12 protein-coding genes are annotated in these 13,942 nt (G+C 43.6%); 10 read left to right on the top strand and 2 right to left on the bottom strand.

Annotated elements, in window-relative coordinates; translation table 11 throughout:
* Nucleotides 1-27: 27 nt before the first annotated feature.
* The 3 genes from KCV26_14405 to KCV26_14395 are packed head-to-tail and all read left to right on the top strand — an operon-like array spanning nucleotide 28 to nucleotide 2,084.
* Nucleotides 28-618: a TetR/AcrR family transcriptional regulator gene (locus tag KCV26_14405; GenBank protein WZX36471.1), complete on the top strand. Its 591-nt coding sequence runs from the start codon at nucleotides 28-30 to the stop codon at nucleotides 616-618.
* Between the two features lie 34 nt (nucleotides 619-652).
* On the top strand, nucleotides 653-1,399 hold the full coding sequence (gene fabG, locus KCV26_14400) for a 3-oxoacyl-[acyl-carrier-protein] reductase (GenBank protein WZX36470.1): 747 nt from the start codon (nucleotides 653-655) through the stop codon (nucleotides 1,397-1,399).
* 4 nt (nucleotides 1,400-1,403) lie between these two features.
* Complete coding sequence (locus KCV26_14395) at nucleotides 1,404-2,084, top strand: RNA pseudouridine synthase (GenBank protein WZX36469.1); 681 nt, start codon at nucleotides 1,404-1,406, stop codon at nucleotides 2,082-2,084.
* A gap of 21 nt (nucleotides 2,085-2,105) precedes the next feature.
* Here KCV26_14395 and arfB read toward each other — a convergent pair whose 3' ends face one another.
* The gene (gene arfB, locus KCV26_14390) at nucleotides 2,106-2,513 is read right to left on the bottom strand and encodes an aminoacyl-tRNA hydrolase (GenBank protein WZX36468.1); all 408 of its coding nucleotides are present in this window, start codon (nucleotides 2,511-2,513) and stop codon (nucleotides 2,106-2,108) included.
* Between the two features lie 157 nt (nucleotides 2,514-2,670).
* On the opposite strand from arfB, the gene KCV26_14385 reads away from it, so the two are divergent.
* The 6 genes from KCV26_14385 (at nucleotide 2,671) to KCV26_14360 (ending at nucleotide 9,585) form a co-directional block, all read left to right on the top strand.
* Entirely contained in the window at nucleotides 2,671-3,573 is a 903-nt protein-coding gene (locus KCV26_14385; protein WZX36467.1) for a nucleotidyltransferase, read from the top strand.
* Between the two features lie 5 nt (nucleotides 3,574-3,578).
* The gene (locus tag KCV26_14380; protein WZX36466.1) at nucleotides 3,579-4,880 is read left to right on the top strand and encodes an HlyC/CorC family transporter; all 1,302 of its coding nucleotides are present in this window, start codon (nucleotides 3,579-3,581) and stop codon (nucleotides 4,878-4,880) included.
* 243 nt (nucleotides 4,881-5,123) lie between these two features.
* On the top strand, nucleotides 5,124-6,197 hold the full coding sequence (locus KCV26_14375) for a galactose mutarotase (GenBank protein ID WZX36465.1): 1,074 nt from the start codon (nucleotides 5,124-5,126) through the stop codon (nucleotides 6,195-6,197).
* A 47-nt stretch (nucleotides 6,198-6,244) separates the two neighbouring features.
* Nucleotides 6,245-7,552 carry an MFS transporter gene (locus KCV26_14370; protein ID WZX36464.1) on the top strand — a complete coding sequence of 436 codons (1,308 nt, stop codon included), beginning with the start codon at nucleotides 6,245-6,247 and terminating at the stop codon, nucleotides 7,550-7,552.
* A 67-nt stretch (nucleotides 7,553-7,619) separates the two neighbouring features.
* The gene (gene galK, locus KCV26_14365) at nucleotides 7,620-8,768 is read left to right on the top strand and encodes a galactokinase (GenBank protein ID WZX36463.1); all 1,149 of its coding nucleotides are present in this window, start codon (nucleotides 7,620-7,622) and stop codon (nucleotides 8,766-8,768) included.
* Between the two features lie 124 nt (nucleotides 8,769-8,892).
* Entirely contained in the window at nucleotides 8,893-9,585 is a 693-nt protein-coding gene (locus KCV26_14360; GenBank protein WZX36462.1) for an NUDIX hydrolase, read from the top strand.
* Between the two features lies 1 nt (nucleotide 9,586).
* On the opposite strand, the gene KCV26_14355 is transcribed toward KCV26_14360, so the two are convergent.
* Nucleotides 9,587-11,242, bottom strand: coding sequence for an AMP-binding protein (locus KCV26_14355; GenBank protein WZX36461.1), 1,656 nt, complete (start codon nucleotides 11,240-11,242; stop codon nucleotides 9,587-9,589).
* 350 nt (nucleotides 11,243-11,592) lie between these two features.
* Here KCV26_14355 and KCV26_14350 point away from each other — a divergent pair, with 350 nt between their 5' ends.
* Nucleotides 11,593-13,833, top strand: coding sequence for a GH92 family glycosyl hydrolase (locus tag KCV26_14350; protein WZX38402.1), 2,241 nt, complete (start codon nucleotides 11,593-11,595; stop codon nucleotides 13,831-13,833).
* Nucleotides 13,834-13,942 lie beyond the last annotated feature (109 nt).

Below are 13,942 nucleotides of genomic sequence, written 5' to 3'. Positions count from 1 at the left end.
GCACAAACATATCATAATTGTGCATTTATGACTGTCGCAACACCCAAAACAAAACGAAACCTCATCGAAGTAGCCCGGCAACTTTTTGCAAAAAAAGGCGTTGACAGCACGACAATGAACGAGATTGCAGAAGCATCGGGATATGGACGCAGAACGCTTTATACCTATTTTAAAAACAAGAAAGATGTTTATAAAGCGGTTATCGGGTCGGAACTCCAAAAGCTGTATGCTGCCCTGGAGGATGTGATTAAACGTGACCTGCCAGCCGATGATAAGTTGATGATGTTTACCTTTTCCCGGCTCAGCATAATCAAAGAGGTTGTCACACGCAACGGAACGCTTCGTGCCGACTTTTTCCGGGATATATGGTTGGTGGAAAATGTTCGCAAGGAATTTGACAAAAAAGAGATACACTACCTGGAAACCATTCTTGCCGACGGTTCCAAATCGGCTGTGTTTACGGTTAACGACATACCCAGAACGGCAGAGATACTGCATTTTGCGTTGAAGGGACTGGAAGTTCCGGTTATAAGAGGAGTGCTGAACTTAAGACTGGACAGGCAGGAAGACAGGGAAATAGTCTATAATCTCGTTTTTAAGGGATTAAACAAGAGATAATATAATCAGAGAGATAAAATAAAAAAATAAACACATGAAATTATTAGAAGGAAAAACAGCGCTTATCACTGGTGCAGCGCGCGGTATCGGAAAAGCCATCGCACTGAAATACGCTTCGGAAGGAGCCAACATTGCTTTTACCGATTTAACTATCGATGAAGTGGGTAAAGCTACCGAAAGCGAAATAGCATCGCTGGGCGTGAAATGCAAAGGATATGCCTCCAACGCTGCAAACTTTGACGAAACACACAAGGTAGTGGAAGAAGTCCTCAGCGATTTCGGGCGGATCGATATATTGGTCAACAATGCCGGGATTACCAAAGACGGATTAATGATGCGTATGACCGAGCAGCAATGGGATGCCGTAATCAATGTGAACCTGAAATCGGCATTTAATTTTACCCATGCAGTCACTCCGGTAATGATGCGCCAGAAAGCAGGGAGCATAATCAACATGAGTTCCGTAGTGGGTGTATCCGGAAATGCCGGACAGTCAAACTATTCCGCTTCCAAAGCAGGGATGATCGGGCTGACAAAGTCGATGGCAAAAGAGGTGGGTTCAAGGGGAATCCGTGTAAATGCCATTGCTCCGGGTTTTATAATTACAGATATGACTGCTGCGCTCTCTGAAGAGGTTCGCAACGAGTGGGCAAAACAAATTCCGTTACGCCGTGGTGGGACACCCGATGATGTTGCTAATACGGCTGTCTATCTTGCATCGGAACTCTCTTCGTACGTGAGCGGACAGGTGATTCACGTGTGTGGAGGAATGAACATGTAAAAAAATGACCGTTTTATACGAAGACAACCATCTGGTTGTCGTTAACAAGGCTCCGGGAGAGATTGTGCAAGGCGATAAAACCGGGGACAAACCACTTTCTGAAGAGGTGAAAGAGTACCTGAAGGTGAAGTATAACAAGCCCGGAAATGTATTCTGCGGGGTGACACACCGCCTGGATCGGCCGACGAGTGGAATAGTGGTTTTTGCCAAAACAAGCAAAGCGTTGTCCCGGTTGAATGCGATGTTCAAAAACAATGAGATCGACAAAACCTATTGGGCAGTTGTGAAAAAACTTCCGGAGAAAACCGAAGCCACGCTGACGCATTACCTCATTAAAAATGAGCGAACCAATAAATCAACGGCATATGATGTGGAGAAACCCAACACGAAGAAGTCGGTATTGCACTACAAGGTGATTGGACAATCGCAAAACTACAATTTACTGGAGGTTGATCTGGAAACAGGCCGGCATCATCAGATCCGTTGTCAGTTATCAAAAATTGGAAGTCCGATAAAAGGAGATCTGAAATACGGTGCCGAACGGTCGAATCCGGATGGGAGCATCAGTCTTCATGCACGGAAAATAGCATTTATTCATCCGGTCTCGAAAGAAAAAATAGAAGTAGTGGCGCCAACGCCTGATGATGTGTTGTGGAATGCGTTGATCAATACAAACGTTCACTGAAACAGGCTTTGTTGAGTGTTCTCAAAAATTTTCCGATCTACGCCTTTTTTTCTCAGATAGCTGTTTTTTGTTGTCGAGCCTTTTCTGAATGGAGCTCAGGGTACGTTTCGTGGCCACGCGTTTTTTTTCTTCGCGACATGCTTTCTTCAGGAGGTTCTCTAATTTTACAATTACCGCTTTCTTGTTCATTGCCTGGGAACGTTCTGTGTCGCTGCTGATCTGCAAGATTCCTTCCTGGCTGATACGGTTTCTCAACTTCTGTTGTATCCGCTGCTTTTGTTCGGTCGACAAAATCTGTGATTGACCGATATTCAAAGACAACGTAACTTTGGTCTCGACCTTGTTTACATGCTGTCCACCACTTCCACTGCTGCGTACAGTCGAAAAAGTACACTCGTTCATTAATTTATCAATGTCCGGCTCCGTCATATCGTAAAAATACGTTCTTTAGAACAAAGATAAGCCATTAGGGCGGGAAAAAGAAATCGACATTTGTTAATAATCTTTTCCGTATATGCTGTTTTTCGTCAATCTTTTTCCTTAAATTTGTGCATCAGAACAGTTTTTTAAATTAGATAAATCATCAATGAAACCAACATTATTTGTATTGGCTGCCGGGATGGGCAGCCGTTACGGCGGCTTAAAACAGTTAGACGGCGTAGGGCCGAGCGGTGAAACCATTATGGATTATTCCATTTTTGATGCTGTAAATGCCGGATTCGGGAAACTCGTATTTGTTATTCGTCAGTCGTTTGAAGAAGATTTCAGGGAGAAGATCGTTAAAAAGTACGAAAAGAAAATCCCCGTAGAACTTGTTTTTCAGGAACTGGACGCCCTCCCCGAAGGATTTGTCGTTCCCGAGGGACGTGTAAAACCATGGGGTACCAATCACGCGGTGATGATGGGTAAAGAAGTGATTCAGGAGCCGTTTGCCGTAATTAATGCCGATGATTTCTACGGCCGTGAAAGCTTCGGCGTGCTGGCCGATTACCTGAAGACATTGGAAAATTCGGAGAACAAGTACGGTATGATTGGTTACCGGGTAGGAAACACACTTTCGGAAAGCGGAACGGTAGCCCGTGGGGTTTGCGAAACTGACGAAAACGGAAACCTGACGGGAGTTGTTGAACGTACTCAGGTAAAGCGTATAGATGGTGCTGTCTGCTACCGGGAAGATAACGGAAATTGGATAGCAATTGACGATAATACACCGGTATCTATGAATATGTGGGGCTTCACCCCTGATTATTTCAACCATTCGGATGATTATTTTGTGCATTTCTTAAAAGAAAACGCAGAGAACACAAAAGCGGAATACTTTATCCCATTACTGGTTAACCACCTTATCGTGAATGGAGTCTCTACCGTGAAGGTGCTGGATACACCTTCCAAATGGTTTGGTGTGACTTATGCCGAAGATCGTCCCGGGGTAGTTAAAAAATTGCAAGAACTGTCAGACGAGAAAGTTTATCCGTCGCCATTGTGGTAGGCAAAATGGTTGATGTATTCATCATATTTTTTCTGATTATCCTCAACGGTTTTTTTGCCATGTCCGAAATTGCCGTGGTATCGGCAAAAAAGACCAAACTTGAAACGGAACGGAAAAAAGGAAACAAAGGGGCGGAAAAAGCATTGAAATTGCAGTCCGATCCCGATAGTTTTTTGTCTTCAGTGCAAGTGGGAATCACCCTCATCGGAATCGTAAACGGAGCCTATGGAGGAGCCACACTCTCTGTTTACCTGATACCTTTTTTCGAGCGGTTTGCCTGGAGTGCGCCATACGCGGAAACAATATCCATGGTGGTTGTAGTAGTGGGTATAACCTATTTGTCAATCGTTATCGGTGAACTGGTACCCAAGACCGTTGCACTGAACAGTGCCGAGAAAGTGGCTGTGGCCGTCTCCAAGCCCATCCATTTTGTCAGCGTCATCTTTTATCCGTTTGTTCGGTTTCTGGCTCTTTCCACCAGTTTGTTCAACAAACTTATCGGGTTGAAGCCCAAGGATGATGTGGTTTCGGAAATGGAGCTTCGGGCCATGCTGAAAACGGCATCAAAAGAAGGAGTTATAGAAAGGGAAGAGAACATCATTCATGAGCAGGTTTTCTATTTTTCCGATAAACGTGCACGTCATTTAATGACTCACAGAACAGATGTGGAGTGGGTAGATATTTCGAAAGAAAAAGAAGAAGTAATTGCCGATCTGTTGCAAACCAAGCACGGAAGGGTACTTGTTTGCAACAAGACACTGGATGAGTTTGTGGGTATTGTAACCATGAAGGAATTGCTTTCGGAATTATACAGGAAAGGAGAGATCGATATCCATAAACTGGTTCATGACCCCCTGATAATACCTTCTACCCTCCGCGCAAGAAAGGTACTGGAGCAGTTTCGCCAACAGCACAAGTTTTTCGCTGTTGTAGTGGACGAATACGGAAGCCTGGATGGAATTATTACGTTGCACGACATTATTGAAAATCTGGTAGGTTCAATCCCTGACGAGAATGAAATGGAGGAACCTGATGTTTTTATGCGCAACGAGAACTCCGCTTTAATCAACGGTGAGGCACCCATAGAGGTGTTGACCAATTTTATTGACGATTTTATTATCGACTTCGAAGAGATCGATTATTCTACGGTTGCAGGATTTGTATTGTCCAACATTAATAAAATTCCGCAAGTGGGGGATGTATTCACGTATGAAAATACAACGTTTGAGGTTGTGGATGTAGACGGCAATAAAATCGACAAAGTAATGGTTACAAAAAAAACGAAAGTAAGCCACGAATATTTGTGATTTTTCTTTTGTTTCTCATAAACAAAAATTATGCCTGATTTATATAATTAATAGGCAAAAAATCAGGTGATTATAAATTTTTAACGGAAGTATATTCCTCAAAAAAAGGATTTTATGACTAAAAATATGTTTTATAACACAATTTTAAATTTGCTGAATAAATTAAAAATGTGTTATTTTTACACGAATTTTCAAAGAAAGATCCAATCTTCATCACCATCTTATTTTTAAAACCTCAAAAACATGGATAATATGTATAGCAAGTCCGGTTTGCTATCAGGCGCGTTCGCAAAAGAGCTCGATGGAGAGCAAACCGGCTTATACGTCCTAACCAATAAACTAGGAAGCGAAATTACCATCACAAATTACGGTGCAAAAATTGTTTCGTTAATGGTTCCCGATAAAAGCGGAACCCTTACGGATATTGTATTGGGTCATTCCTCCATCGAAGAATACCTGACCTCGGAAGAGCCCTACTTCGGGGCTGTTTGTGGCAGGACAGCCAACCGGATTGCCTGCGGTAAGTTCACGTTGGGAGATAAAGAGTACAAACTTGCCGTTAACAACGGACCCAATTCTCTTCACGGTGGCCTAAAAGGGTTTAATGCTGTTGTCTGGAACGTGGTAAATGTTTCGGAAAACAGTATCGAACTACACTACTTATCGGTAGATGGAGAGGAAGGTTTCCCAGGAAATCTGGATGTATACGTTACTTACACGCTTACAAACGATAATGCCCTCGATATTTTTTACAAAGCGGTGACTGATCAAACCACGATCCTTAACCTCACGAACCATTCCTATTTCAATCTTTCGGGTGAGGGAGATCCCTATATCGGCGATCACGTACTGATGTTGAATGCAGATGCCTATCTGCCTACCGATGCAACAGCCATTCCGTACGGAGCTGCGGAGCCTGTGAAGGATACCCCAATGGATTTTACAACTCCTCGCACCATTGGGGAACGGATTAACGACGATTTTGAACAACTTCGTTTTGGAAAAGGATACGATCACACTTTTGTGTTGAACAAACAAAGCGATAATGAATATTCGTACGTTGGCGTTTGTGAATCGCCCAAAACCGGAATTAAAATGGAAATGTTTACTACAGAGCCTGGAGTACAGGTGTATACGGGGAACTGGATGACGGGCGGATTTTCTGCAAAGAAAGGACATCGTTACCCCGAGCGTTCTGCGGTATGTTTTGAAACGCAGCACTTCCCCGATAGTATAAATAAACCCGAATATCCTTCGGTAGTTTTAAAACCCGGTGAAATATTCAATTCAAGGACAACGTACAAATTTTCCACATAACAGACAATGCTCAAAATAAATCAACATTTTTATTAATATCAAAAAGTATGAATACAACAACTAATCAGAAAAGTAACCGGATAGTGCCCATCGTCATGATGATCGCACTGTTTGGAATGATCGCATTCGTGACCAACCTGGCGGCGCCGATGGGACAAGTATTAAAAGAACAATTTGGAGCCTCCAATTTCCAGGGATTACTGGGAAATATGGCGAACTTCATCGCGTATGCCGTTATGGGAATTCCGGGAGGGATACTCCTGCAGCGCGTGGGCTATAAAAAAACAGCTCTCATTGCCATTGTAATCGGTTTTGTTGGAGTTTTCACCCAATTCCTTTCCGGACATGCTCCTCAAACGGCCGCTTTCGGTGTTTATTTGCTCGGAGCTTTTATCGCTGGTTTTTCCATGTGTTTGTTAAATATTGTGGTTAACCCTATGTTGAATACATTGGGAGGCGGGGGAAACAAAGGAAACCAGCTTATTCAGGTTGGAGGATCGTTTAACTCCGTAATGGCAACTTTTACTCCGGCTTTTGTAGGAATCTTAATCGGTGAAACGGCTAAGGCAAACATAAAAGACGTATTTCCGGTAATGTATATCGCGATGGGTGTTTTTGCCCTTGTTTTCTTTGTGCTGTTGGTCGTAAACATTCCTGAACCTCATGCTACGAAAACCAAAGAACCACTAAAGAACCTGATGAGCGGCGCAATGAAATTCAGGCATTTCATTTTAGGTGCCATCGCAATTTTTGTTTATGTGGGTGTTGAAGTGGGTACGCCCGGTATCTTGATTTTATGGTTATCCGATACACCGGTTGGAAAAACAACGGCAGGGTTCGTTGCTGGGACGTATTGGTTTTTAATGTTAGTGGGCAGGTTGCTGGGAGCATCTCTGGGCAGTAAAGTATCCAGCAAGACCATGCTTGCGACCGTTTCTTCAATTGGAATAATTCTTGTGTTGGCAGCGATCTTGTCACCCACCACTACGCAGGTGGCGATTCCGGCACTTCAAACTTCTGCCACCGGCGCCCTTTCCTTTGGAATGGCACAAGTACCCATCAACGCCATGTTTATCGTTATAATCGGTATTTGTACATCCATTATGTGGGGCAGTATTTTTAATCTTTCGGTAGAAGGGTTGGGCAGGTTTACGCCGGCTGCTTCGGGAATATTTATGACCTTGGTTTGCGGAGGAGGAATTCTTCCTGGTATTCAAGGTGCTGTGGCTGATTTAGGCAACGATTACCTGGTGAGCTATTGGGTAATCTTTATTGGGTTGGCATACCTGCTATACTATGCGTTGATCGGATCCAAAAACGTAAACAAGGATATTTCTACCACAGATGTGGAATAACTCCCTGTGAAAACAGCCTCTAACATTAAGTTTTCACAGATGCGCAAATGAAATAATTATAAAAAATATGACTAAAGAACAGGTTTTAAAAATTTATCAAGAAAAATTTGGTAACAATACACCTGAAGTTTACGCGTCTCCCGGACGCGTAAACCTTATAGGTGAGCATACCGATTACAACGGAAGTTTTGTTTTTCCCGGAGCTATCGATAAAGGAATGATAGCCGCTATACGGTTAAACGGAACGGAAAAAGTCCGTGCTTTTGCCATAGATTTAAACGAAAGTTCGGAGTTTGGGCTCAATGAAGAGGATCTACCCCAGGAAGGCTGGGCAAAATACATATTCGGGGTATGCCGTGAGATTATTAAACGCGGTGGAGCCGTAGCAGGTTTCGATACTGTATTTGCAGGAGATGTTCCGTTAGGAGCAGGGATGTCGTCATCTGCTGCCCTGGAAAGTACTTATGCATACGCACTGAACGACATGTTCAATCTGGGGATTGATACCTTCGAACTGGCACGTATCGGACAATCTACCGAGCATAACTACGTAGGTGTGAAATGTGGCATTATGGATCAGTTTGCATCGCTTTTTGGCAAAAAGGGGCATTTGATAAGGCTCGACACAAAAACGATGGAATACCAGTACTTCCCGTTTGATCCCGAAGGGTATAAATTGGTGTTGCTCGATACCGTTGTGAAACACGAATTGGCTTCATCGGCGTATAACAAACGCCGGGAATCGTGTGAGCACGCTGCGGAAACTATTGCCAAACGTCATCCCGAAGTGAAGTTCCTACGTGATGCAACAATGGATATGCTTAAAGAAGTCAAAAACGAAATCTCGGAAGAAGATTATATGCGCGCCGAGTACGTGATTGAAGAGACTCAACGGGTTAGAGATGTGAGCGATGCCCTGGAACGTGGAGATTACGAAACCGTTGGGGAGAAAATGTATGAGACGCATCACGGAATGAGCAAACTTTATGAAGTGAGCTGCGAAGAACTCGATTTCCTCAATGATGTGGCAAAAGAACACGGAGTTACAGGTTCTCGGGTTATGGGCGGTGGCTTTGGTGGTTGTACCATCAATCTTGTTAAAGACGAATTGTATGATTCGTTCATAGCTGACGCTAAATTAAAGTTCAAAGAAAAATACGGACATGAACCTAAGGTATACGACGTTGTCATAAGTGACGGTGCACGTAAACTCTGAAGTAGTTTAATAATATGCTTCGCCGGTAATAGCGCTTCGCGGGTGATATTCCGGACGTCAAGCTTTTATCGGCGAAGTTGTTTTTTCTTGCCTGTTGATCCATAACTTCTAAAATTCTAATATTATGTCCACCGGATTTTATTCTCACGATGCGAAATTCCTTGTTGCAGTAGATTGCATTATTTTCGGATTCAAAAACCAGGAACTTAATATCTTGTTAACTCGTCGCCCGCTTGAACCCAACAAAGGAGAATGGTCGCTTATGGGGGGATTTATGGACGAAAATGAGAGTCTTGACAAAGCTGCAGAAAAAGTACTGTTCCGGTACACCCGGCAGAGAGGTATTTATATGGAACAGGTTGGGGCCTATGGTGAAATTGAACGTGATCCGGGCGACAGGGTCGTGTCCGTAACCTATTATGCATTGGTACGGTTGGAGGAGTTTGACACGAGCCTGGCCAAAGCATTCGACGCCAAATGGGTGAACATTCAGCAACTTCCCCGGCTGATTTTCGATCACAACCTTATGGTGGATGATGCATTGAGGTTATTGAGGTATAAAGTCTCCCTGCAACCCATCATTTTTGAATTTTTTGAAGGAAAATTCACGCTTCCCGCTTTGCAGGATTTATGGGAAGCCATCTATCAGATGCCAATTGACAAGCGTAATTTCCGGAAGAAAATCGCAGCGATGGGCATTCTCGATAAACTGGATGTAAAAGATAAGTCTTCCTCCAAAAGAGGAGCGTTTTACTATACCTTCAATCAAAAGAAATTCAACGAGTTTATTGAGTCTGGAAACAGGTTTTCCCTGTAATTTATTTCTGGTACTTAAACCTTCTAATGCTCCGCTTAGGCGTTTTTTCAAACTCCTCGGCCTGAAGCCTGAATGAAGCTATTTTGCTGTAATTGGCTAATTTTGCGTTTATTGCGTTTATTTCCTTATCGAAGACAGGGTTATACTGTTCTGGTGATATGTTTTCAGCTTTCAGCACCTCAGTGTCGGGAACGATGAGTGCAATAATTTTGCCCTTTTCTTCTATTGCCAGTGACTCCAATATATAGGGAGAGTTGTTTAGCTTATCTTCAATCTCTTCGGGATAGATGTTTTGCCCGGAAGGGCCGAGAATCATATTTTTGTTCCTGCCTCTGATAAATACAACGTTGTCTTTATCCAATATTCCAAGATCGCCTGTCCTGAGCCACCCATCTTCCGTAAAAACAGCTTTTGTAGCTTCTTCGTTTTTATAATAACCGAGCATCAGGTTTGTACCTTTGGTCAAGATTTCCCCAACAACGTTTTGCGGATCATCCGAATCAATTTTAACCTGCATTCTGTCCACTACCTTTCCACACGATCGTTCTTTGAATTCTGTCCAGAACGAGTAAGAAATAAGCGGCCCACATTCGGTCATCCCGTACCCAACCGTGTAGGGAAATTTTATTTTTCGCAGAAATTTTTCTACGTCTGCGTTCAAAGCTGCTCCTCCGATGACGACTTCTACCAGATTTCCTCCGAAAACGTCAATAAGCGATTTCCTTATTTTGTGGTAAACAACAGCATTCAGCAGTGGAATTTTAATCAATGTTTTGGCTGCTCCCTGCTGAAGTTTCGGAAAGACATTTTTAATAACGATTTTTTCGATAATCAGAGGGACGGCTAATACCAGCTTGGGTTTTATTCTTGCAAAAGCATCAAGCAGTACCTTGGGAGAAGGCGTTTTTCCTAAAAAATGGATGTGGAAACCCATAGAAATGGCGTTGAGCACCTCGAAAGCAAGTCCGTAAGTGTGAGCCATGGGTAACATGCAAATCATGTTGTCTCCCGAGTGGATAAAATCAAGGCTGTCGTTTGCAAACCGGGTGTTCGACCATAAACTCCGGTAAGGGATCATCACTCCTTTCGGGCTGCTGGTGGTTCCCGATGTATAGTTTATAACAGCCAGTTCTTCCGGTTTATCGGTCCTGAAAGCAATGTCATTGACAAAGAATCCCTTCTCGTATTTCTTGTCGAAAAAAGAAAACGAGTTGGACACAAATATCTTGAACTCTTTCGATGTCACTTTCAACAAGGAAAAATCATCGAGCGAGAGGACAGTTTCTGCCTTCGGTATCTTGGTCTCATCTATTTCTCTCCAAATGGCTTCATCAACGAAAAACATCTTGGAATCCGAATGATCCACAATGTACTGAACACTTTCTTTCTCAAACTCATGCAAAATACTCACTGCTACAGCTCCGTATGAGAGCGTAGCGAAAAAAGAGATGGCCCAATGGGACGAATTTTTACCACATATCGCAATTTTATCGCCGCGTTGAATGCCGGCAGAGTTGAAATATTCGTGCAGCATATCAATTTCACGGGCAAAATCTTTGAAATAAAGTGTTTTGCCCTGAAAGTCGCTCATTGCAGGTAAATCCCAATGATTTCGTATACTTTGCTCGATTAATCCAAGAAAAGAGTTCTGATTCATTATTGTATGTTTTTGTTATTATACAAACAATTAAGTTTGAGGATTGTTTGTTCGGATTTAATATAAATAAATGTCAAATTCTTGCTTATACTGATAAAATAATTAAATTTGTGCGGACGTAAAGTCAACATGTTACAAATTTAGTAAACTTTGTCATAAATGAAAAACAGCCTCACTGTTTTTGTTTTTTGCTTCACGGTGATTTCTCTCTGGGAACGAAGTGCTACTACTCTTGTTGAAACCCCTTGTTCACCCTGACGGAAATAAATAGAAATTCTAAATTTAAAACAGTTCCTAAATGTACAATAACTATTAAAAGGATGAGAAAGATGCTATTTCTGTACAGATTAATGAGGCAAAGCTACCGCAAAACATATGTAATCGGTTGCTTTATTATCTTTTTGATTACTTCATGTACAAGTTCTCAATCAACTGATCTTGTTGATTTTGTTAACCCTTACCTGGGGAACATCAGCCACCTGTTGGTGCCGACGTACCCCACGGTTCATTTGCCGAACAGCATGTTGCGTGTTTATCCGGAACGCGCGGATTACACGGGTGATTTGCTGAACGGCTTGCCCGTTGCGGTGACCAGCCACCGGGGAAGTTCGGCATTTAACCTGAGCGTCTTCCAAGGGGACGAGCTGGAATTGAAGCCGGTTATTCCCTATAGCTACGACCGTGAAAAAATCACACCCTACGATTATTTTGTCTATCTCGACGAGCAGGAGACCAGCGTATATTACGCCGTTTCCCACCAATCGGGGATCTATGAGCTGACATTCGGACATACCGACCCTGTATACCTGATCCTGAACTCCCGGCGTGGTGAACTTCAATGGGACGGGAAAGCATTTTCGGGTTATCAACAGCTGCAAAACAACACGCGGATATTTGTATATATGGAACCGGACATACAGCCCCAGGGAGCAAATGACAAAGCTGCTTCCGGCCAAAATGCCCACCTTGTTTTGTCGTACCCCTCAAACACAAAGCAGTTGAAACTTCGTTACGGGATTTCGTTTATCGATACAGTTCAGGCAAAGAAGAACCTCTACCGGGAAATGTCCGGGTTTGATCCCTCGGGCGTTGCCGAAAAAGGACGTCAAACCTGGAATGAAACCCTCGGTAAAATTAAAGTGGATGGTGGTTCGTATGACGATAAAGTTGTTTTCTACACTTCGTTGTACCGAACCTACGAACGTCCGGTATGCATATCGGAAGACGGACGCTACTTCAGCGCCTTTGATGGGGAAATCCACAACGATAACGGGGCGCCTTTCTATACGGATGACTGGATCTGGGATACCTATCGGGCAACGCATCCGCTTCGTACGATTATCGAAACGGAAATGGAGTCGGATATTCTCAATTCTTTCCTGAAGATGTCCGAACAAATGCCCGAATTCTGGTGGCCCACCTTCCCCGAGATTACGGGCGACAGCCGCCGGATGAACTCCAACCACGGGATAGCCACCGTTATAGACGCTTACCGCAAAGGATTGAAGGGCATTGACCTGGCAAGGATCTACCCGGCCGTTCGCAATGCCGTTATGGAGAAGACGCTGGCTCCTTGGTCCGGCAAACCCTCGGGTGAGTTGGATCGGTTTTATCACGAGAAAGGATATGTTCCTGCTCTTAGGGAAGGGGAGGAAGAAACCATTCCCGAAGTTCACGGTTTTGAATGTCGCCAGCCGGTGGCTGTAACGCTGGGCACCTCCTACGATGAGTGGTGCCTGGCACAAATTGCCCGGGAGTTGGGGAAGGAGGATGATTATGAATACTTCCTGAAGAAATCCTACAATTATCGCCATCTTTTCAATCCCCAGACCGGCTTTTTTCACCCTAAGGACAAGGATGGAAACTTCATCGAACCCTTCGATTATCGTTTTTCAGGAGGGGTGGGTGCACGACAGTATTACGGTGAGAACAACGCATGGGTATACCGTTGGGATGTGCAGCACAACGTAGCCGACCTGATCCACTTAATGGGGGGGCGGGAAAACTTTATACGCAACCTCGATCAAACATTTCGCGAACCTCTTGGGAAAAGCAAATACGACTTTTACAGTCAGTTGCCCGACCATACCGGCAATGTGGGTCAATTCTCGATGGCTAACGAGCCGTCGTTGCATATTCCTTATTTATACAATTATGCAGGACAGCCCTGGAAGACGCAAAAGCGGATTCACATACTCCTGAATCAATGGTTCAGAAACGACCTGATGGGAGTTCCCGGAGATGAAGACGGAGGCGGAATGTCGGCTTTTGTGGTGTTTTCGCAGATGGGGTTTTATCCGGTAACGCCCGGAATTCCGGCATACAATATCGGGAGTCCGTTCTTTGCAAAGACGGTCATTAGCCTTCCTGGGGGTAAAGCCTTCACCGTTATAGCCCGTAATTTTTCCGAAGAGAACAAATACATCCAATCGGCGGAACTCAACGGAATACCCTGGGAAAAACCCTGGTTCAGCCACGACGACCTCAAAAACGGCGGAACCCTGGAACTTATCATGGGCAATAAAGCGAACAAACAATGGGGTAGTGCTTCGCAAGACACGCCTCCTTCGGAAGGAGAATTAACAGACTAAAAAACAGTAAAAATGAAAGAAGAATTGGTTTTTCTTTCAACGATAGGCCAAAATCAAAAGATGTTCTAATTGTAAAACATTCGGTAAAATTAATAATAACACTGAAAAT

It is taken from the genome of Petrimonas sulfuriphila (assembly GCA_038561985.1).
In the GTDB taxonomy this organism is placed as follows: Bacteria; Bacteroidota; Bacteroidia; order Bacteroidales; family Dysgonomonadaceae; genus Petrimonas; species Petrimonas sulfuriphila.
This window is presented reverse-complemented; position numbering and strand designations above follow the sequence as displayed.

Excerpts from the sequence above, each read along its gene's own strand:
- galK (WZX36463.1), top strand. The coding sequence starts at position 7,620 with ATGACTAAAGAACAGGTTTTAAAAATTTATCAAGAAAAATTTGGTAAC.
- KCV26_14350 (WZX38402.1), top strand. The coding sequence starts at position 11,593 with ATGAGGCAAAGCTACCGCAAAACATATGTAATCGGTTGCTTTATTATC.
- KCV26_14395 (WZX36469.1), top strand. The coding sequence starts at position 1,404 with ATGACCGTTTTATACGAAGACAACCATCTGGTTGTCGTTAACAAGGCT.
- KCV26_14360 (WZX36462.1), top strand. The coding sequence starts at position 8,893 with ATGTCCACCGGATTTTATTCTCACGATGCGAAATTCCTTGTTGCAGTA.
- KCV26_14405 (WZX36471.1), top strand. The coding sequence starts at position 28 with ATGACTGTCGCAACACCCAAAACAAAACGAAACCTCATCGAAGTAGCC.
- KCV26_14375 (WZX36465.1), top strand. The coding sequence starts at position 5,124 with ATGGATAATATGTATAGCAAGTCCGGTTTGCTATCAGGCGCGTTCGCA.
- KCV26_14370 (WZX36464.1), top strand. The coding sequence starts at position 6,245 with ATGAATACAACAACTAATCAGAAAAGTAACCGGATAGTGCCCATCGTC.
- KCV26_14385 (WZX36467.1), top strand. The coding sequence starts at position 2,671 with ATGAAACCAACATTATTTGTATTGGCTGCCGGGATGGGCAGCCGTTAC.
- fabG (WZX36470.1), top strand. The coding sequence starts at position 653 with ATGAAATTATTAGAAGGAAAAACAGCGCTTATCACTGGTGCAGCGCGC.
- arfB (WZX36468.1), bottom strand. The coding sequence starts at position 2,513 with ATGACGGAGCCGGACATTGATAAATTAATGAACGAGTGTACTTTTTCG.
- KCV26_14355 (WZX36461.1), bottom strand. The coding sequence starts at position 11,242 with ATGAATCAGAACTCTTTTCTTGGATTAATCGAGCAAAGTATACGAAAT.
- KCV26_14380 (WZX36466.1), top strand. The coding sequence starts at position 3,579 with ATGGTTGATGTATTCATCATATTTTTTCTGATTATCCTCAACGGTTTT.